Source organism: Gilvimarinus sp. F26214L, from assembly GCF_054401055.1.
This window is the reverse complement of sequence record NZ_JBTIYG010000007.1, coordinates 172,255-192,397: the sequence shown is the minus strand read 5'-3', so window position 1 is coordinate 192,397 and position 20,143 is coordinate 172,255. Positions and strand designations below refer to the sequence as shown.

Here is a 20,143-nt window from a genome sequence, read left to right as displayed (position 1 = left end):
GTTCGGTTGCGGTTACACCAGCGACTCGGTTTACCCCCCGCTTTGCGACAAACCATCCGGGTGCGTCGTGCTCCGGACTGGCCCCATCAGTACCCCACAGGTGGTACTAACACCGCAACTACCGTCCGCCTCATCTTAGGAGCGCTGTTAGCCGGTCCCCTGCTGCGCGTTTGCTTGCGGCGGGAGTCCGTTCCGCTCAATAACAATAATTCAGGTGCGACTATGAGACCCTGCCCCAAATTGCGCTGGGCGCTGCTGGCGCCCGCCCTGGCTTTGCCACTGGCCGCTACGGCTGCCACCATTCTCTCTGAGGATTTCTCGGACGGCAACATCAGCGCTTGGTCCATTTCCGGTAATGTGGACGCCTATAACAACGAATCCATCCGCCTGCGCGCAACGTCCACCGCGACCCGCGCGGTACCCACGACCGGCTATTCGTCGGTGTCGGCTGATTTGGTGATGTCCGCCTCTTCCCTGGAGAACGGCGAATTCTGCTACGGGGAAGTCTCCACGGATGGAGGGTCGAGTTGGACGACCGCGCTGACCATCAGCAATGGTCAGGACAACGGTGTCCACTACAGCGCCAACACTTCACCGGCCGGTATGGACAACAACCCCCAGGTGCAAGTGCGCTTCCGCGGCACCGGGGCCACGACGGGTGATTACTGCTATGGGCAGTCCATCCTGGTGACCGGCAACGGAGGCGCGCCCACGGACCCGGATATCGACGCGCCCTCCAGCCTGGATTTTGGCACCGTCGCCCCCGCTGGCAGCAAGACACTCAGTGCGGTCGTGAGCAACACCGGTACCGCCGATCTGGTGATCAGCAACGTCAGCAGCCCGGGCGCACCCTTCAGCATTAGCAGCCACGATTGCGCGACTGTAGCTGCCGCCGGAAGCTGTCAGATCAGTGTGGAGTTTGCGCCCGCGGCCGAGGGCAGTTTTGCCAGTTCGATCACAGTGGCCTCGAACGATCCGGATGAAGGCAGTGTTGTCATCGGCCTGTCGGGCAGCGCCCAGCAGGGTGGCGGTAGCGTGGAGAACTTCGATCCGCTCACTGGGGATGGCAACGTCAGCCGCAGCGAGCTGACTTTCAGCACTCTGACCACTGGCTCCGACCCGGGCGCGCTGGTGGACTACAGCAACTATGCTTTGCCGTCCGGCGCAGCCATGCCCAGCAACAACTTCGAAGGCACACTGGAGCTGTTCGGCGAGAGCGGGGGCGGCGCCTTCGATGAGCATGTGGACACCTTCCGTTACACGGGAGCGCAGGACACCACACGCAAGCACCTGCCGGAGTTTGAGTTCGAATTTGTCCAGACTGGCAGTCACATCTTCCCCGTTGAGCGCGGCTCCATACCCAGCTCGCACCCGGAGTGGGAATATGTGCTGACGCCGGGGCGCGTCTGGAATGAAACCAGCGATAATGGTTACAGTCGCGCGGCGCTGCCGTTCGCATTGCAGCAGAAGAATGCCAACTGCATTCACAACGGCGTAATGACTTTTCTGTTCAAGAACGACGGCTCGGTTTCCGAGGTGGCCTATCAGATCGCCGGCGAGACCTGCCTGTATTTCAAGGTGGATATGTGGGGCCAACTGGACGCAAGCTATACCCCCCACAATGTCGGCAACTCCGCCACTCTGATCGCAAACTACCAGGCTGAAGTAAATGGCCGGATGCCGGTGAAGCCACTGGCCGCACTGGCGAGTGATTATCCGGGAACGGATCCGGACAAGTTCGCCGCGCCCGGCGGCAAGGACCCTGCGCACATGTCCCTGGTAGGATATGTGATCGACGGCAACCATTATGTGGGCGGCTGCGCAACACGCCGGGGCAGCTACCCCTACTGCGAATCGCTGGCGGTGCCCTCGTATTCAAGCGCAAAATCCGTGTTTGCCGGCAGCGTGCTGATGCGCCTGGAGCAGAAGTATCCCGGCAGCTTCAGCCAGGTCATCGGCCATCATGTTCCGGACTGCGCGAGCAACGGCAACTGGAATGATGTGACATTTGATAATGCCCTGGATATGGCAACCGGCAACTACAACCTGTCCGGCTACATGAGCGACGAGGGCGCAGTTCACACCAACGACCTTTTCCTGCCCGAGGACCACGCGTCCAAGATCAACTACAGCTGCACCGAATACCCGCGCAAAGCCATGCCGGGCAGCCAATGGGTGTACCACACGAGCGATACCTACATCCTGGGAACGGCGATGAATGCCTACCTCAGGGGCCTCGCCGGGAGCAGTGCGGACATCTTCACCGATATCCTCATCGATGAGGTGCTCGCCCCCCTGAACGTGAGCCCGACCGCGCACTTTACCCGTCGAACCTACGACTCGGTTGCGCAACCGTTTACGGGTTGGGGGCTGATGTGGTTGCGGGACGACGTGGCCAAGATTGGCAGCTTCTTCTCGGGTTCCGGACAGTCGGTTCTGCATCAGGGTCAACTGGATGCGGCACTGCAGAGAAATCCGGCGGACCGCGGCCTGGACCCCCTCGCCGATTACAAGTACAACAACGGGTTTTGGGCCCATGAGATCAGTGGCAACCTGTCCGCTTGCTCAGGGGACGTCTGGCTGCCCTTCATGTCCGGCTATGGTGGCATCTCGGTGCTGATACTGCCCAATGACAGCGTGTACTATTACTTCTCCGATGACGACGAATACCCATGGATGGATGCGGCGGTGCAAGCCCACGGAATCCGCAGCTTGTGTGAGTGAATGTGCGTGACTTTTTGAATGGCAGAACGAACCAAGGGCGCGCCTCGCGCCCCTTGGTTCGTGCGGTGTAAATCCTGGCTCGTTGCCGGAACCCCGTTAAACTGCTTCGCTCACCGGTTTTCCATCCAGGAGGGACAACGCTCTCTCGACGCCCACGATGTGGGTGTCCTTCAATTCCTCCATCACCACGTAGCTGGCTGACTCCTGAACCCCTGGCAGTGCCAGAATCGTTTCTCCCAGAAACTCCCGGTACTCTGCCATGTTGGCCACTCGTGCCTTGATGAGGTAGTCAAACCGGCCCGATACCAGGAAGCACTCCTGCACCGGTTCGAGGCCCATGACGATCTCCTTGAACCGGCGGAAGATATCCCGGGATTTGCGCTGCAGCGAGACCTCCACGAACACCAGCAGGCTGGCGTCAAGGCAGGCTGGGTCGATCTGGGTACTGTATCCGCGGATAATCCCGGCGCGCTCCATTTTTTTGACTCTTTCCATGCAGGGCGAGGTACTCAAGCCGACTTTCTCAGCCAGCGCCGAATAGGTGATGCGCCCGTTCTCCTGCAGCTCTTTTAAGATTCGAACGTCGATTTTGCTCAGTTGATGTTTCTGCATGGGACCGTTTGCTCGGAAAATTTTATTGTGTGCTTCAATATTTCAAAAAAAATACTCTTTTTGGCCCCGTGATTCAATAAATTTATCGGCACCATCCCTCCTATACTGCGCCCCTCGTTCGACCGAACCAGGAGGCAATCCACAATGTTGATAGGCGTACCCAAAGAGATAAAGAATCACGAGTATCGAGTCGCGATGAGCCCTGCCGGGGTTCGTGAACTGAGTGCGAGAGGCCACTCGGTTCTGGTCGAAGCCGGGGCTGGCGAGGGCAGCGGTTTCAGCGACGAGGATTTCCGCACCGCTGGCGCCGCAATCGCCGACAGTGCGGCGGCCGTCTTTGCTGAGGCAGAGATGATTCTCAAAGTGAAAGAACCCCAGGATGGGGAGTGCCGGCAGCTGAAGGAAGGGCAAACCCTGTTCACCTTCCTGCATCTCGCACCGGACCCCGAGCAAACTGCATTGCTGATTGACTCCGGAGCCACCTGCATTGCCTACGAGACGATTACGGACGACTCCGGCAGCCTCCCGCTGCTGGCACCCATGTCGGAGATCGCCGGGCGGATGTCCATCCAGGAGGGAGCCTGGTGCCTGGAGAAAGCCCGCGGAGGCTGCGGCGTTCTGCTGGGCGGTGTCCCCGGTGTGGAACCCGCCAACGTGGTGGTGATCGGCGGTGGCGTGGTTGGCCTTAACGCCGCGCGCATGGCCTACGGACTGGGGGCTCACGTCACCATTCTGGATCGCAGCCTGCCGCGCCTCCGGCAGATCGACGAGATGTTCAACGGGCGATTGCGGACGGTCTATTCCACCACGGACAGTATCGAGAAGCACCTTGCGACGGCCGATCTTGTCATTGGTGCGGTGCTGATTCCCGGCGCGGCGGCGCCCAAGCTTGTCACGCGGAAAATGCTTTCGATCCTGAAGCCCGGCGCCGTGCTTGTGGATGTGGCCATTGACCAGGGTGGCTGTTTCGAAACCAGCCATCCGACCACCCACGAAAACCCCATCTACGAGGTGGATGGCATTGTTCACTATTGCGTTGCCAACATGCCCGGGGCCGTCGCGCGCACCTCGACGCTGGCGCTGACCAATGCCACCCTGCCCTATGTTTCGATGCTGGCCGACCAGGGCATTACCACCGCGCTCAAAAACAACCCCCACCTGCTGAACGGCCTTAACGTTCACCGGGGGCAAATCACCTCACAGGTTGTGGCGGAAGCTCTGAACTACTCCTTCTGCCCGCCCCTTCAGGCGATCGACGCATAGTCCCCAGGCTAGCCCTTCGCCGGGGCCGTTTGCCGAAGAGCGGAGATCGGCCCCCAAGCGTCGGCGACTCAGGGATCGATGACCAATGATTCCAGGAACAGGCGCACGGCCGGATGCTCCGCCGCACTGCGCTTGAACGTCGCCGCATTCTGAATCCGGTAGCGGAACCGCTCGGGACGCAGCGCCACCAATTGCCCGCCTTTCACGTACCGCTCGGCCAGATACTCTGGCAGAAATCCCACGAACTGCCCCGACAGAATCATGGCGAGTCGCGCGGCCATATGGTTCGCGGTGGAGCGGTGCGGAAACAACTGGTACAGGTGTGCCGCTCCCGAGAGCACGGCATGACTGGGGGCGGCGAGTTCCTGCCGGGTGATCAGCTCCTCGCTTGCGTCACCCGCCTGCGCCAGACTGTGCCGGCCACCGCAGTACAGCAGTGAGTCGTGGTCGAACAGGGGCTGGTAGTCCAGACCGGGCCGCCGGGCGTGGAGTGGATTGATGCCCACATCGGCACGGCCCGCCAGTATCTCCAGTTCCAGTTCCTGGGGCGCGGCCAACTGAACATCGAGCTTCAGTTGTGGCGCCTGTTCGCGGATGCGGGAGATGGTGGCAGGGAGGTTCAGGCGCGGGATTTCCAGAACATCGTCCGGGAGAACAATGCGCAGACTGCCAGTGAGCTGGGATTGAATGGCGTTGACCTGGCTCTTGAAGGTGTCCAGATGGCCATCCAGTTCGAGGATGGCTTGATAGACTGCCTCGCCGTTCTGCGTGAGTTTGAAATCGGAACGGCCTCGCGACCGGATACAGAGCTGCATCCCCAGGCGCGCCTCCAGGTCCGACAGGTGGACACTGATGGTGGAGCGGCTGATGTTCAAAGTCACTTCCGCTGGCGCCAGGCCGCCGGCGCGCACGACCTCGCGGAAGACACGCAGGAGGCGCAGATCCATATCGGTCAGGCGGCCGCCCAGGGCCGTGCTCGTCTTGCTCACCTTTGCACTCTCCCAGATCCTCCCGGGCAGCGGCGGGCAGTTAGTTGCCCACCGGACCCCACGGTTCGTTCAGCTTAGGTCAAAATTTGGTAATCGTAAATTTTAGTTGCAAAGATACTACTATTCACCGCGCCCCGCCCGCGGGAGAATGGGTGAAAACCATAAACTCCCGGGAGATATGCGGTGCAACTGTTCAATCGTGATTTGTTGAAGCTTCAGAACTATATCGACGGCGAATGGCGAGACGGGGCTTCCACATTGGAGGTGCGGGACCCGGCCAACGGAGAATTGCTGGCCCGGGTGGCCGACGGCAGTGCCGCCGATGCGGAGGCCGCTGTTGCGGCGGCCAGCGCGGCGTTTCCGGCCTGGAAAAGCAGGACCGCAGGGGAGCGCGCGGCGGTGCTGAAGCGCTGGTATCAACTGATCATGGACAACGCCGACGACCTGGCCCGCATCCTCACCCTGGAACAGGGCAAGCCATTGACGGAGGCCCGGGGCGAGATTGTCTACGGCGCCTCCTATATCGAGTGGTTCGCCGAGGAGTGCCGCCGCGCCTACGGCCAGACGATCCCCACCCACAACGCCGCGATGCGTCTGAACACTATTCGCCAGCCGGTGGGCGTGGTTACCTGCATCACGCCCTGGAACTTCCCCAACGCGATGATCACCCGCAAGGCGGCGCCGGCGCTGGCGGCCGGCTGCACGGTGGTGATCAAGCCCGCGGCGGAGACGCCGCTGTCCGCCCTGGCCCTCTGTTATCTGGCCGAAGCGGCCGGCCTGCCGAGGGGCGCCATCAACGTGGTGGTTGGCTCCGACCGCCGGGGGATCGGCAAGGTTTTGACTGAAGATGCGCGGGTGGCCAAGTTCACCTTCACCGGCTCCACCGCCGTAGGGAAGCTGCTGATGGCCCAGTGCGCCACCGGCGTCAAGAAGATGTCCATGGAACTGGGCGGCAACGCGCCCTTCATCGTCTTCGACGACGCGGACCTGGACACGGCGGTAAGCGCATGTGTGGCCACCAAGATGCGTAATGCCGGCCAGACCTGCGTGTCCACCAACCGCATCTATGTACACCAAGCAGTACATGACCAGTTTGTCGAGAAGCTGGGGGTGGCCATCTCCGAGTTGAAAACCGGTCACGGCTGCGATGACGGGGTAACGGTCGGCCCGCTGATCAACCGTGCCGCGGTGGACCGGGTGAGCGACCTCGTGCAGGACGCGGTTGCGGCCGGGGCGAAAGTGAAACTGGGCGGCGAGGGTCTGCCGCAGGGCGAAAATTTCTTTGCGCCGACACTGATCACCGATGTGACCGACCGGATGCGCATCGCGCAGGAAGAGATCTTCGGCCCTCTGGCGCCGGTGCAGAAATTCACCGACGAGGACGAGGTAATCCGCCGCGCGAACGCGACACCTTACGGCCTTGCCGCCTATGTGATGAGTGAAAACATTCGTCGCGCCAACCGCGTGGTGGAGGCCCTGGAGTACGGAATGGTTGCCTGCAACACCGGCGTTTTCTCCACCGCGGTTGCGCCCTTCGGCGGCTGCAAGGAGTCCGGCATCGGCCGCGAAGGTGGTGTTGAGGGCATGGCCGAGTTCTACGAGACCAAGTACTGCTGTTTTGGGACCTGATGGGCATGCGCGATGCGCATGCTCAATCGACACCCGACATAATCAGAAAACAAACGGAGCAAAAACCATGTCCGAACCAAAGACCGACGCCTTCTGGATGCCCTTCACCCCCAACCGCGCCTTTAAATCCGCGCCGCGGTTTGTGGAACGCGCCGAGGGTATCTACCTGACTGAAAAAGGCGGCCGCCAGATCATTGACGCGACCGCGGGCCTCTGGTGCTCCAACGCCGGCCACTGCCGCCCGGAGATTGCCGAGGCGATTCACCGGCAGGCCAAAACGCTGGATTACAGTTCCATCTTCAACTTCGGACACGAATTGAGCTTCGAGTACGCCGAGCGCCTGGTGAGCTACACCCCGGACGGCCTTGACCATGTATTCTTCGGTAACTCCGGTTCCGAGGCGGTGGAGAGCGCGTTGAAGATTGCCCTGCAATATCAGCGCGCACGGGGCAAGGGTACACGCACGCTATTTATCGGTCGCGAGAGGGCCTATCACGGCGTGAACTTCGGCGGAATCTCCGTGGGCGGTATCGCACCCAACTACCAGAGCTTTGGTCAGCCGGTTAAGTCCACCCACATGCGCCACACCCTGGATCTGGAACGCAACGCCTTCAGCCGCGGTCTGCCGGAACACGGTGCGGAACTGGCGGAAGACCTCGAGCGTCTGGTGGCCTTTCACGGCGCGGATCAGATTGCTGCGGTGATCGTCGAACCCTTTGCCGGCGCCGGTGGCGTGATACTACCGCCAAAAGGGTATCTGCAACGCCTGCGGGAGATCTGCAACAAACACGACCTGCTGTTAATTTTCGACGAAGTAATTTCCGGCTGGGGCCGCACGGGCTCTCCCTTCGCTTCCAGCGAATTCGGCGTGACCCCGGATATGATCACCTCCGCGAAAGGAATCACCAACGCTGCCGTGCCCCTCGGCGCCGTGTTCGTAAGCAACGAGATTTACAGAACGGTGCTGGACGCAGCGCCGGAAGGGGCAGTGGAATTCTTCCACGGCTATACCTATTCCGCGCATCCGGTCGCCTGTGCCGCGGGCATGGCAACCCTGGACATCTATGAGCGCGAAGGGCTGCTGACCCGCGCCGGCGGTGAGGTGGGCCAGCATTGGGAAGACGCACTGCACAGCCTGTCGGACCTCGACAATGTGATCGACGTGAGAAACTACGGCCTGGTGGGCGCCATCGAACTGCGCGCGCCTGAAAATCTCAAGGGCAAGTTCGGGGGCAAGGTCGCCGGGCTGGCCTGGGACGCTGGTGTGATGGCACGCGGAATCGGTGATGCGCTGTGCATGTCTCCGCCGCTGATCATCGAGCCCACGGAGATCGACGCCATTGTCGACAAGTTGCGCGGTGTGATCGGCTCGTTGTAAAACTGGACGCAGGGCGTGGGCACGACAAAACCCGCCTCACTCCACCTTGGCAGTCTGTTGAAAAACTTCTCAGCAGTCTGCCAGGCCCCCCGCATTCAAAACCTCGGCGAGGGGCTGCAGCTGTTGGCGGTAGTTCTTCCACTTGCCCACGGAGGATTTGTACACCGGCTGGCGAACCTGGGCCGCGCTGGCGGTCGCAGTCCCCTGCTTCTTCTGCTGATGGAACTCCAGCACCGACTCCGTCCATTCCAGTCCGCAGAAATCAAATAACCTGCGACTCTCCTCCTCCAGGTTCTCCACCAGCTTTTCGTAAGGGGTGTCGTATATAAACCCGGGCAGCACGTTGTGCCAGTGCTGCATCAATCGGCGGTAGGCCAGGTAGTACTGGCCAAGCTCAGACTGGTCGTAGGAGAACGGGTAGGCATTGCGAAACTGTGTTTTCAAAATTGCGTAACAGCTGTCCATGGGATCGCGGCACAGGTGCACGATACGCGCTTTCGGCAGTGCCATGCGGATCAGGCCCACATAGAGGAAGTTCATCGGGTTCTTATCGATGATGACGCAGGCCCCATCTGCCACCAGCCGTTGCTTCAGTTCGGCCTGATAGCGGCGGCCCAGCCCTGCGAAGTCGATGGCAGAGGACCGGCGTACAAAATCGGCCGGTCCCTCGATCGTTGCCGCTGTTCCGGTTTCCTTCCGGACCGGAGCCTTCAGCTCTCGAACGGCAGAAGTCAGCTCCCGGGCGAAGGTCCCCGGCTCTCCAGCGGAGTACACGCTGTCCGCCCCGCATAACAGACGGTCCACGAGTGTGGTACCGGTTCGCGGCATACCCAGTACAAAAATGATGCCTTCGCCGCGAGCGTTCTGGTCCTGTGCTTGCTCGTAGCCGCCAATCAGTTCTCCCGTGTATACGTTCTGAATGGCTTCCAGCCTTTCCAGGTCCTGCTCCAGACTGTAGCGGATACCGCTGCGCCGCAGTCGACAGGCTTCCGCGAGCGCGGCAAAACTCTTCTCGTAATCCCCCAGATCTTCGTATTCCTTGGCCAGGGCAAACCCCAGTTGGCTTGCTCCTGCAGCGGGAAGATTTGGTCGGGAGCAAGCCCTCTGTAGCTCGGCGATATGGTTTCTCTCGTCCGTCTGCCTGCGAAGGTCGCTGCGATTCTTCCAGGCTTCGAAATCGTCCGGACGCCGGGCAATCACCTGGTCATACAATGCTTCGGCTCTTTCCAGGTCGCCCGTGGCCCGATTCGCGGCCGCGCAATTGAAAAGGATCTGAACATTCTCCGGCGCCAACTCGAGAGCGCGTTCGTAAAGGGATTTCGATTCCGAATGGGTTTCGCAAAGCGAATAGAGGTAGGCTGCCTGGGCGAGAGGTTCTGGATGCTCAATGCCGGACAGGGAAAGCCCATCGAGCGCTTCCCGGGCTTCACCCAGCCGGCCCGCCCTGATGAGTACCTCGGTCAGGTGCAGGCTGACATTGATCCATTGAGCCGAGCCTGGCTCGGCGCAGCGCTGCCCCTGTTGCAGATACTCTATGGCCTTGTCCAACTGCCCCAGGCCAGCAACGCTGTCCGCCAGCAAGCGCCAAACCTTGATCAGCAGAGGGTCCAGTCCCAGAACTCGCCTGGCGGTTTCGGCTGCTTGCAAAAATTCCTTGCGCCGCAACTGGGACAACGCAGAGTTGTACAACTGATTTGCGTCACTCATGATCTTACCAGTGTCAGTATCATCTGACGGTCAGCATAGCATCATGATCAAGGGAAGAACGGGAACGGCTCCACCATCGACGCCAAAAAAAGCCGGCCAGGGCGGCCGGCTTTTTTGCAGTCAGAAGCGGTAGCTTCCGGAGAGGCCAATGGTTCTCGGCAGGCTGATATAGTCCTTGGACGAGTTGCCGAGAAAGTTTTCACTCGGGTCTGTACCCATGTAGCGTTCGGGCATCAGCCCGGTCACCCCGTCCTCGTTGAAGACGTTCTTGACGAACAGACTGGCGACCCAGCGGTCGGCTACCAGGGAGGTGTTAAGCCCCCAGAGTTGGAAGGCGTCGATCTCCGCTGCGGTCAGGCTGTTGCCGATGGCGTTCTCGGTGTCGGACTGGTAGTAACCGTTGATTCGCGAGACCCAGTCAATTCCGTCGGTCAGCGAAGTGGTGTAATCCATGGCTATGGAAACGGTATTTTTGGCGGTGCTCGGGAGACGCTCGCCGTCTTCGGCGATGGTAACCCCTGTCGGGGTCACGAAATCGTCCGTCAACTCCCCGTCCACGTAGGTATAGCCGAAGGTGTAGGCCAGACTGTCGGTGAGATTGCCATCCATCTCGAATTCCAGGCCCTGCACCCGCGCCGATTCACCATTCATGGCCGCGAAGAAGCCCCAATTGGGTGTCGCCGTGTTGAGTTGCGGGTCTTTCCAGTCTGTGTAGAACGCTGAAAGTGTATAGCGGAACGCGTCGGCCGTGCCTTTAAGACCCAGTTCGTAGTTCAACACCGAGTCCGAATCGTACTGCAGATAACCCGTGTCTTCGGCGTAAAATCCGATGGTGGGCACTGCGTTGGAACCCCCACGGCGATAACCCTCGGAAATGGTCGCGTAGCTCATCAGCCCCTCGGAAATGTCCCACGACAAGTTGCCCTTGAACAGGGTGTCGCTTTCTTTCACTTCAAAGGACGCGTCGCCGTTGCCGAGCGTCGGCCAGATCGGCAGCGCCAGTTGCGACTCGTTGACCAGCTCGTTGCGGAAGCTTCGGATGCCCACAGTCATGCGCACTGCATCGGTGAAGTTGAAGGTGGCCTCGCCGAACAGCGCCTTGTCGACGAAGTTTCGACTGCGGCGGAAGTAGAAGTCCTGATCCTGTACGTCGGCTGCCCACCCCGTCAGAGTATCCGCAAGACTGACGCTCGGGTCCCAGGGCGTAGGCGCGGCGGCGGTCCACTCGGCCCACCCGGGCATGATGCTGTTCTGACCGGCCTTGGAGTCCTGATCCATGTAGTACAGGCCAAAAACCCAATCCACCGCCGCATCGGCTGCATTGGAAACCAGACGGAGCTCCTGCACCAGCGCCGAGTCTTCGTAGAAGCGCTCGGCCTTCGCCACGGGGCGCGGGGTACCGTAGTAGAGCCCTTCAAACCAATCCATCGCCGCGTAGAAACCGGAGTTGTCGCTGATACCCGTTCCACTGTGGTTGTAATCGGCGGTGCTGGAGGTGAGGGTCGCGAAGCCCATATCCACCTCCACTTCCAGGGAGGTCAGGTCCACATCACGCTCGGACGGTTCGAGAATGACCGCGCCGTTCTCGTAATCGTCGTAGGGCTGCTCGGTACCGTTGACCCAGTGAGTCCCTGTAGTGACCTGACGGCGCCCGCCAATTTCATCTTCCTGCTGCTGATAGGAGAGTTGTACCGTGGCGTTGTCCGTTGGTTCGAACAGAAAGGCCGCACGCCCGTAGGTGATATCGACGGTGTCCGCATCCTCGACGCTTTGAAACACCGGTCTACCGTTGGTGAGGTCGCCGTCTTCGGCAACCGGTCTACCGTTGTTCGTCCGATAGACGTTGGTATAATCGACGATGCCGTCATTGTCGATCTGGCCGATGTTCGCGCGGAAGGCGACCTTCTCGCCCAGCGGCAGATTGACCAGCGCATCGGTTTTGAGGTTGTAGCCTTCGGAACCTTCTGTCTGACTGAAGCTGGTGCCTACCTCGGCCTCAAACTCCCCAAGCCGGGGCTTGTTCATGATGTAGCGCACAGTACCGGCGAGGGAACCCGATCCATAAAGGGTTCCTTGCGGGCCGCGCAGAACTTCCACCCGCTCGATGTCCTTCAGTACAAAGTTCGCATAGAGCGGGGTATCGTCGATGTAGGTCGCAACGGTGCCTACGGCCGACAGGGGTACATCGCCGTTGGCCCCCGTGTCGATGTTCATACCGCGAATGACCACACCGTTCACGGTGCCCGAGTTACGGTAGCCGCGATCCACGACGGTCAGGCCTGGAACACCGCGCATCATTTCCGCTGCGTCGGTGACCTGAGCTGCCTCCAGGTCCGCACCGGATACTGCGGATATGTTGTAGGGGATGTCCTGAACGTTCTGAGCGCGGCGGGTTGCGGTCACAACGATCTCTTCGAGAAGTTGCGCCTCTTGCGCGAAGGTGACGCCGGGGGCCGACAGTGCATAACTGGCCGAGACCGCAGCGACGGCTGTTGCAAGGCTGGATTTTCTGAATTTCTGTTTCATGATTCCCTCTGCGTTTTTATAGTTGAGGCGTGCTGTGCCGAACACGGGTTTGGGTGGCAATAGATTGCAAACCTTCCGGTCGACTCAGTTCCCGGGGGCAATCAGTCGGGGACCTTCAATGGGCCCAGCTCTTCATAGGCTGGCGAGACTGCGCCGGCTTCGTATTGCGGGTAGCGCACCGGTGTGTCGCGAAAGCTCTTGAGAGTCTGCCCCAGGCCTTTCATGCCCCGCTCGCGCACCCGCCTTACCTTGGAAAAGTCTGCTTCGAAGGCGATCACTTCCTCGTTCACCGAGGCTTCGTGGATCACCTCGCCCTCGGGGCCGACGATGATCGAACGGCCGACGCCCTGGGTGCCCGCGGAATTGACGTCCACCACGTAGCACTGGTTGGTGACCGCGCTCGCGCGAACAATGGCCAGTTCCTCCCGGCGATCGATGGTGTCTGTTTTGGTGGGATGGATGATCATTTCCGCCCCGAGCCAGGTCAATGCACGCGTGGTTTCCGGAAACCAGATGTCGTAGCAGATGGAAACCCCAAAGCGACCCACCTCCGGCACGTCGAATACCAGGAACTGGCCACCGCCGGTAACGCCCCTCTCGTAGGGAAGGAAGGGGTAGATCTTGCGATAACGCCCCACCACTTCGCCGTCCGGGTTGATGACCGGAGTTGTGTTGTAAACCGCGCTGCCACACTTCTCGTACATGGAGCCCGGAACCAGCCAGATGCCCAGTTCCCGTGCGGCACTGCAAAAGGCCGCTTCCTCTCTTGATGGCAGTTCGCGGGCGTGTTGGACGCCCACGCCCCGCAGCGCCAGTTCGCTCAGCACGACCATCTTCACCCATGGGAAGCGCAGCTTGGTCTTCTGAATGCGCTGCAGCAGCAGCTCAAGATTGTCGGCGTCGGCGAGGGTCAATTGCAACGCCGCCACGCCAAAGTGTTTGCTCCCGTTGATCACGCTCATTGCCAGACCATTCCTGCTGTACCGGGGCCGCGCCAAGTGCGGCCGACTGTATGGGCCTATCTTGAAAGAAGCGAGCGGTGGACAATAGGTCCAGTTGCTCACATCCCATGAGTCCAATCGCCCGTGCTGGCTTTTACGGAGCGTCTCTCCGGGCTTTGGCTCCATTGTCTGAATGCATCTGGCCCTATATTCTCGCTCACGATCGGTTAGCGTTGTTCCGGGCTGTGGGGCAAATCTGCCGCACCGGTCCTGTTCCCCCTGGATGGCCGCCGGACCTCTACAGGGCGACTATCAAATAATGAATCTGGCATATCCACCGGGAGTTATCATGAGCAACAATGCGGAAAGTGTGGCAGGAAATAACGGCGAAGCCCTCGGCAATGTGATCCGGAGCTTTCCTTCTGCGGATCCCCAGGGCTGGACAGCCAGCATACTACTCGCGTTTTTGTCCTCTGCCGGCCTTTATTACGTCAACATCTTTCCGGTAATCGTGGATTCCCTGATGGCCGGCGCCGGCCTGTCGGCGGGACAGGCGGGGGAGATCACCTTTGCCAATACCATGGGTGCAGTGATCGGCGCGTTTACCGTGTCGCTGCTGGTGCGAAAAATCCCACGGTGGAAGCTGGCCGCGTTCGTACTCCTCATCTGCTCCATTGGCATGGATGTGCTGACCATCTCCCTCGCCAATGCGGCACTTCTGATCCCGCTCCGATTGGTGCATGGGATACTCGGTGGTGCGCTGGTGGGTCTGAGCTTTGCCGCGATTGCACGCAGCGGCATCGCCGGTCGCGCCTACAGCATGGTGCTGCTGGTGCAATACACCGGTGGCGCACTGGGCCTGGGCTTTCTGCCGGCGCTGGTATCCCTGTACGGGACCTACGTACCGTTTTATGCGCTGATCACCTTCAGTCTGCTGACGCTGGCCATGCTGCCCTTTCTGGCCGACTACCCACTGCCGAGCAAGCAGGAGGAGAGGAAAGTACGGGAGAGTGCCAGGGTAGCGATCACGCCAATGCTGATCACACTGGTGTCCCTGTTCTGTTTCCAGTTTGCCAACATGGCCCTGTTTGCCTTCATCTTCGATCTGGGGAAGTCCTTCGGACTGCCGTTGCCATTCATCAGTCAGACGCTGTTCTGGGCCAATCTCATCGCCATCGGTGGAGCTGCCCTCGCCGCCTATACCGGGCAGCGTTACCCGCTAACTCTGCCGTTGGCTGTCGCTCTGGTGGTGACGCTGCTGGGGCTGGCGATGTTTGTTTTCAGCCACATGAAAGTGGTGTTCATTCTCGCCAATATTGTGACGGGCTTTACCTGGGCCTTCTGCGTGCCCTACCTGCTGACCATGACCTCCCGGTTCGATGCTGCGGGACAGATGGGAGCTTTCGGTGGCTTCGCCTCGAAAATGGGGCTGGCCTGCGGGCCTCTGATCGCCGGCTATTTCATATCCGGTGGGGGCAGCTATACGCAGCTGATAGCCATAGCCTGCGGGATGCTCGCTATATGCCTGGCGGCCCTGCCGGCGGCGGCGCGGCTGGATAGCGCTTCTACCTAGGGTGGGCCCTCGCGGTCGCCCTTATTCCCGCGCGAGAACGGCGGTATCGATCAGCTTGCCGCCTTCGTCAAACCACTTGATGCGATGTTCGTCCGCCACTACGTAAAAACTTCTTTTGCGTCCGTAGGACCAGTTCCGCCACTGACGCACCCACATATCACCCTGCAACCACCAGCGTCCTGCGTCAGTCTCGTCCACGTCCACGTCGTTACGGGCGTATCCGAGCATGGTGCCGTCGGCCAGCAGTTGGATCCGGTAAGACTCTCCCAGGGTATTGGTGCCCAGCAGTACCGCGCCCGGAAATTCTGCCTGCAATTCAGCGGCACCAAGGCGGCGCCCGCTAGCGGTTTGGAGGGTTTCCTCGGTATCGGAGATCTCGCCGTTGATCAACTGCGCCAGCACCTTGATGCCCGCCTCGATTTTATCTGTAGCGATCGCTGAAAAGCCGAGGCGCAGTGAGTTCGACTCCCTTACACTTTCGACCAGCAGACCCTCCTGCTCCGCGCGTTTGTGCAGCTGCTCCACATCGATGCTATGGGGCAACTCCAGCCAGCAGGCGGTACCACAACTTGCGCGGCGCACGTGCAGTTTGGGTAAGTGATGCATCAGCGCTTCGCCGAGTGCTGTCCAGCGCTCGCGCAACTGCTGAGTGATACGGAAGGTGGCCGCATCCAGATGGCCCGATGCCACAAACTTTGCGAGCAGCCGTTGATTGATCGCCGGGACCCGCTCACGCAGCGTATAGCGCAGGGCACGCAGCCGCTGCACCACCGGTTTGGGCGCGACCACAAAAGCGAGTTGCATTCCCGGATCAATCACCTTGGGGAACTGGTAGAGATAGACCACCGATTCGCCGCCGCTCATGCTCTTCAGCGGCGGCAGCGGGCTGCCGTGATAGCAGAATTCATGGCCGCAGTCGTTCTCGATAATGACCGAGCCTCGCCTCTCCGCTCGCTCCAGCAGTTGCCGGCGGCGCTCCAGGCTGGTGGTGACGGCAGTGGGGTTATGGGCATTGGGTTGCAGGAACCAGCAGTCGCCAGTTGGCGCTGCTTGATTGACGAGGGGGCCGTCGCTGTCCTGGGGAAGCGCATGTATCTGCGCCCCCGTGCGGCGAAAAATTTCCCCGATTTCGGTGCAGACGGGCTGTACCAGAGCAAGGGAGCGATTGGCGTTCAGCAGTAACTGCCCAAGCAGATAGCAGGCCTGGTGCAAGCCACTGGTCAATAGAATCTGGCCCGGCTCGACGTAAATGCCGCGACGGGGCAGGAGACGGGTACAAATCTGTTCCACCAACTGCCGGTCATCTTCATTCGCCCCGAGCGTTGCCCACTGAGCCACCTCGCGGCCTGTGTAAATGTCCCGGGTACACTCTCGCCATTCGGCGCCAGGATAGAGGCGCGGATCGTATTCGTCGCTCACAAAGGGAAAGGGGTACTGAAGCCAGTTGGCCGGCCGCGATTGCAGGGCACGGCGACTGACGGAGACGGGGTTGCAGTGGTCGCGCCAGAAGGCGCGGTCCACATCGGTATTGCTGGCCCCCTCTGTGGACCCGGTATGACTGACCACGCCCTGTTGCAGAATCGCCTCGTTGACATAGAAGCCGCTGCGCTCACGGGTGACCAGGAAGCTATCGTCCACCAGTTGCTGGTAGGCGAGAACGACTGTATTGCGAGCAACCCCAAGCTGCTCCGCCATTCTGCGCGAGGATGGCATCTTGTGTCCGGCAGGGATGCTACCGGAGAGAATGCCCTGGATGATCTTTTCCCGTATCTGCGCCTGCAGACTCTTGTCCGCCTGCGGGTCCAGTACAATCAGTGATTCTGCCATGGTAGGGCCGCTGGGTTTTTGCGCCGCCGTACGAGCAACCGCATGTTTCCGGGAGGGAAATAATGCTCTCCATGGCGTGGGTAAATCAAGGCAGGAAGAGTTGCACAATTTCGGAGATGAACACAAGGTTCCCCCCGCGATCGGTGGAAATTGATGTTTGTTTCCAATACTATCCAGTCACCAATATAACGATTATAAAAAAGGGGTGAGCCCTATGAACAAGTTGAACCTCCGAAGTGTGACTGCCCTCCTGATTAGCGCCACTTTTCTGGTCGGCTGCGGCGAACAATCCAGCAAGTCCCAACAAACCGCGACACCGACGGCAGAGGCTGAAACCACCAGTGCTGACACGGGGATGGTCGGCGAGGTGGTGGAAACGCAATGGGGCGCCGTTCGCGGCGACACCGTGTCCGAAGCGGGTGTTTCGGCCCGGATATTCCGCGGCATTCCCTATGCGGCGCCGCCGGTCGGTGACCTGCGGTGGCAGCCGCCGCAGCCCGCCACGGCCTGGGAGGGTGTGCGCGATGCGACCGAATGGCCCAACCGCTGCCCGCAGGGGGAAAGCAGCATGGGTGCCGGTGGCCCCATCAGCGAGGACTGTCTTTACCTCAACGTTGTAACGACTGCCGAATCCGCCAGCGCCAGGCAGCCGGTGATGGTGTTCTTTCACGGCGGCGGGCTGACCTCGGGAACCGGCAACTCCACCACCTACAACCATCCCAAGTTGCCCAGCAAGGGGGTGGTGGTCGTAACGGTCAACAGCCGGCTCGGACCGATTGGCTACCTGGCTCACCCCGCTCTTTCCGCTGAATCCGGGCATGGTGCCTCCGGCAACTACGGTACATTGGACCTCAAAGCCTCTCTGGAATGGGTGCAAGCCAACATCGCAGCCTTCGGCGGTGATCCTGACAATGTCACCATTTTCGGAGAATCCGGCGGCGGCACCAAAACCATTTCGCAAATGGCTTCGCCATTGACCGAGGGCCTGTTCCACAAGGCAATTGTGCAAAGCGGCTCCGCTCTCGTATCGACCCAGCGAGTGACCATGCTCGAGGATGCGGAGGCAACAGGCGAGAAACTGGCGGCTGCACTGGGCATCGACAATCCGGAGAATGCGCTTGAACAGATGCGTCAGGCCAGCTGGCAGGACCTTATTGCGGCAGCGCGCAAACCGGAGGTGGGGTTTCGCGCAAACGTGGTTGTTGATGGCTACGTGATTCCCGATACGGTCAATGAACTGTTCAAGCAGGGCAAGCAGCACGATGTGCCCCTGATCGTGGGCGCGAACGAAGGAGAAACCAGCCTGCAGACCAGTGTGCCCCTGATGGCAAACCTGCACAGCACCACCGCATCGGCCGATACTTACGTGTATAACTTTTCCCACCTGCCGAAGGGCTGGCGGAAGGAAGAAGGTTGCGTGGCCTTCCACGGCCTGGAGTTGACCTATGTCTTTGGAGCCGTTCCCACCGGCCTCACCTCGCCCACAACTCTCTATCTCGCCGGACGCGGCGGTTGCTCCCAGGAAGTTCCCGAGCACGACGATCTGGATATGACAGTAGCCGACAACACCGCCACCCTTTGGGCGCAGTTTGCCAGGACGGGCAACCCGAGTGTGGATGGCCTGGTGAACTGGCCCGCCTATACGGAAGAGAACAATCGCTATCTTGAGATTGGCAGCATGCTTGGAGCAAAGACCGGCATCGAAAGTGCGTACGTGGCACCGCCGGTTGGCGAGTAAGGGAGGGCATGCGTCGTACCCGAACGGGTGGGACGCATGCGCCCCCGAGCCGCTTTTGGCTCAGCGAAAGATCGCCTGGTGCGAAAGAAAGCGATCCATGTCTCGAGGGAAACGGCTGAAGCCCGGCCGTCTCCCGGCGAGACCCGCGATGGCTAGAAGCCCAAACAGCCATCCACATTGACTCCGTTACCTTCGATCGATGGGGCTGCACCCGGCAGGTGATAGGTTGTGTCCGGACTGCACTTCAATCCGGTCTGGTTACCTGTGATGTCGTTGACATCGCCCAGAGACACTGTTGTATTCTTCCGGGCTTCAAGGCCGATGCGATTGCCCGTAATCACGTTGCCATTGCTCAGTTGCACCACCGCGTTGGTATGAACGTAGATGCCGAACCAGATTGATCCCTGCACCGTTGCCTCGGCGAAGTGCAGGTGCCCCCCGAAACGGCCAAGCGCTCCGATAAACCGGTTGCGCAGTGTGACTCCACTGGTCGGGAATCCATCGGGCCCGGTTCCGGATACATTGATCACACCCGAGGCAGAAGATACAAGTCCGTAGTCATTGTCTTCGATCAACTTCACCACCGTCGCTCAGCTCCACCGGGATGGCGAGGTCGTGGGTGAGCAGGCGCTGGATTTCACCGGAGTTTTGCGGGTCAGGTAACGGCGCCGGAGGCTGGCGACTTCGTCCTGACCGTCTACTCCCATCAGGCAGGAATGGGCAACGCCGGTGTTTACGAAAGGAAACTGAACATCCAGTAGCGGGGTTGTGCTCGGACCGGGGAATCGTCCAGCTTTCTTTTAGAACCGCTCATCATTTGATGAGCCGAACTTCACGCGTTCTGGTCAATTCCAGGACGCGTGAAGCAGACACGCGAAAGGCTAGTTTTCAAGCTCGGCCCTTAATTTGCGGGCCTGATCAAGTCCGCCCGCGTTCTCTACGTTACTGTAACCCAGGCTCTCGAGCGTTTGCTTCGCCATGCCGGCGCGGCCACCGCTGCGGCAGAACAGTTTGATCGGAGCGGATTTGTCCAGATTGAGCTTGGCAATTCCATCGGCGATTTCCGTGTGCGGTATCAGGGTACTGTCTTCCATGTGGTCGACTTTGTATTCCGCTTCGCTGCGAACATCAATCCAGACGTTGTGCCCTTGGTCTTCGGCCAGAGCCACCAATGACAACAGGCTCAGCAATGCAATACTGATGGTATATTTAATAGAACGCACAATAGACTCCTTT

The 20,143-nt window shown here is 60.2% G+C and carries 14 protein-coding genes; 6 read left to right on the top strand and 8 right to left on the bottom strand.

The window, feature by feature from the left end:
• Positions 1–222 precede the first annotated feature (222 nt).
• A complete protein-coding gene (locus ACURWW_RS10130; protein ID WP_445617147.1) occupies positions 223–2,724 on the top strand; it encodes a choice-of-anchor D domain-containing protein in 2,502 nt (833 codons plus the stop codon).
• Between the two features lie 96 nt (positions 2,725–2,820).
• Here the strand turns inward: ACURWW_RS10130 and ACURWW_RS10125 are convergent, their stop codons facing one another.
• Positions 2,821–3,336, bottom strand: coding sequence for a winged helix-turn-helix transcriptional regulator (locus ACURWW_RS10125; protein ID WP_445617146.1), 516 nt, complete (start codon positions 3,334–3,336; stop codon positions 2,821–2,823).
• 144 nt (positions 3,337–3,480) lie between these two features.
• On the opposite strand from ACURWW_RS10125, the gene ald reads away from it, so the two are divergent.
• Positions 3,481–4,599, top strand: coding sequence for an alanine dehydrogenase (ald, locus tag ACURWW_RS10120; protein ID WP_445617145.1), 1,119 nt, complete (start codon positions 3,481–3,483; stop codon positions 4,597–4,599).
• 68 nt (positions 4,600–4,667) lie between these two features.
• Here ald and ACURWW_RS10115 read toward each other — a convergent pair whose 3' ends face one another.
• Positions 4,668–5,588, bottom strand: a complete 921-nt coding sequence (locus ACURWW_RS10115) for a LysR family transcriptional regulator (protein WP_445617144.1) — start codon at positions 5,586–5,588, stop codon at positions 4,668–4,670.
• Positions 5,589–5,771: 183 nt separating this feature from the next.
• On the opposite strand from ACURWW_RS10115, the gene ACURWW_RS10110 reads away from it, so the two are divergent.
• Both ACURWW_RS10110 and aptA read left to right on the top strand, forming a co-directional pair.
• Positions 5,772–7,217 (top strand): NAD-dependent succinate-semialdehyde dehydrogenase, encoded by a 1,446-nt coding sequence (locus ACURWW_RS10110; RefSeq protein ID WP_445617143.1) that lies wholly within the window; start codon positions 5,772–5,774, stop codon positions 7,215–7,217.
• A 67-nt stretch (positions 7,218–7,284) separates the two neighbouring features.
• Positions 7,285–8,595, top strand: a complete 1,311-nt coding sequence (aptA, locus tag ACURWW_RS10105) for an omega-aminotransferase AptA (RefSeq protein WP_445617142.1) — start codon at positions 7,285–7,287, stop codon at positions 8,593–8,595.
• A gap of 69 nt (positions 8,596–8,664) precedes the next feature.
• Here the strand turns inward: aptA and ACURWW_RS10100 are convergent, their stop codons facing one another.
• From ACURWW_RS10100 to ACURWW_RS10090, 3 genes are all read right to left on the bottom strand, one after another.
• Complete coding sequence (locus ACURWW_RS10100) at positions 8,665–10,302, bottom strand: tetratricopeptide repeat-containing sulfotransferase family protein (protein ID WP_445617141.1); 1,638 nt, start codon at positions 10,300–10,302, stop codon at positions 8,665–8,667.
• A 120-nt stretch (positions 10,303–10,422) separates the two neighbouring features.
• Positions 10,423–12,828 (bottom strand): TonB-dependent receptor, encoded by a 2,406-nt coding sequence (locus tag ACURWW_RS10095; protein WP_445617140.1) that lies wholly within the window; start codon positions 12,826–12,828, stop codon positions 10,423–10,425.
• 101 nt (positions 12,829–12,929) lie between these two features.
• A complete protein-coding gene (locus tag ACURWW_RS10090; protein ID WP_445617139.1) occupies positions 12,930–13,790 on the bottom strand; it encodes a carbon-nitrogen hydrolase family protein in 861 nt (286 codons plus the stop codon).
• A 328-nt stretch (positions 13,791–14,118) separates the two neighbouring features.
• Between ACURWW_RS10090 and ACURWW_RS10085 the strand changes: the two genes are divergently transcribed.
• Positions 14,119–15,342, top strand: coding sequence for an MFS transporter (locus ACURWW_RS10085; protein ID WP_445617138.1), 1,224 nt, complete (start codon positions 14,119–14,121; stop codon positions 15,340–15,342).
• Positions 15,343–15,363: 21 nt separating this feature from the next.
• On the opposite strand, the gene ACURWW_RS10080 is transcribed toward ACURWW_RS10085, so the two are convergent.
• A complete protein-coding gene (locus ACURWW_RS10080) occupies positions 15,364–17,169 on the bottom strand; it encodes an aminotransferase-like domain-containing protein (RefSeq protein WP_445617137.1) in 1,806 nt (601 codons plus the stop codon).
• A gap of 214 nt (positions 17,170–17,383) precedes the next feature.
• Here ACURWW_RS10080 and ACURWW_RS10075 point away from each other — a divergent pair, with 214 nt between their 5' ends.
• On the top strand, positions 17,384–18,907 hold the full coding sequence (locus tag ACURWW_RS10075) for a carboxylesterase/lipase family protein (protein WP_445617136.1): 1,524 nt from the start codon (positions 17,384–17,386) through the stop codon (positions 18,905–18,907).
• 152 nt (positions 18,908–19,059) lie between these two features.
• On the opposite strand, the gene ACURWW_RS10070 is transcribed toward ACURWW_RS10075, so the two are convergent.
• The gene (locus ACURWW_RS10070) at positions 19,060–19,491 is read right to left on the bottom strand and encodes a hypothetical protein (RefSeq protein ID WP_445617135.1); all 432 of its coding nucleotides are present in this window, start codon (positions 19,489–19,491) and stop codon (positions 19,060–19,062) included.
• A gap of 297 nt (positions 19,492–19,788) precedes the next feature.
• The gene (locus ACURWW_RS10065; RefSeq protein ID WP_445617134.1) at positions 19,789–20,130 is read right to left on the bottom strand and encodes a rhodanese-like domain-containing protein; all 342 of its coding nucleotides are present in this window, start codon (positions 20,128–20,130) and stop codon (positions 19,789–19,791) included.
• Positions 20,131–20,143: the final 13 nt, after the last annotated feature.

Bases quoted from the DNA above. Each gene is read 5' to 3' on its own strand.
- aptA (WP_445617142.1), top strand. From the start codon at position 7,285: ATGTCCGAACCAAAGACCGACGCCTTCTGGATGCCCTTCACCCCCAAC.
- ACURWW_RS10100 (WP_445617141.1), bottom strand. From the start codon at position 10,302: ATGAGTGACGCAAATCAGTTGTACAACTCTGCGTTGTCCCAGTTGCGG.
- ACURWW_RS10085 (WP_445617138.1), top strand. From the start codon at position 14,119: ATGAGCAACAATGCGGAAAGTGTGGCAGGAAATAACGGCGAAGCCCTC.
- ACURWW_RS10090 (WP_445617139.1), bottom strand. From the start codon at position 13,790: ATGAGCGTGATCAACGGGAGCAAACACTTTGGCGTGGCGGCGTTGCAA.
- ACURWW_RS10080 (WP_445617137.1), bottom strand. From the start codon at position 17,169: ATGGCAGAATCACTGATTGTACTGGACCCGCAGGCGGACAAGAGTCTG.
- ACURWW_RS10125 (WP_445617146.1), bottom strand. From the start codon at position 3,336: ATGCAGAAACATCAACTGAGCAAAATCGACGTTCGAATCTTAAAAGAG.
- ald (WP_445617145.1), top strand. From the start codon at position 3,481: ATGTTGATAGGCGTACCCAAAGAGATAAAGAATCACGAGTATCGAGTC.
- ACURWW_RS10130 (WP_445617147.1), top strand. From the start codon at position 223: ATGAGACCCTGCCCCAAATTGCGCTGGGCGCTGCTGGCGCCCGCCCTG.
- ACURWW_RS10075 (WP_445617136.1), top strand. From the start codon at position 17,384: ATGAACAAGTTGAACCTCCGAAGTGTGACTGCCCTCCTGATTAGCGCC.
- ACURWW_RS10095 (WP_445617140.1), bottom strand. From the start codon at position 12,828: ATGAAACAGAAATTCAGAAAATCCAGCCTTGCAACAGCCGTCGCTGCG.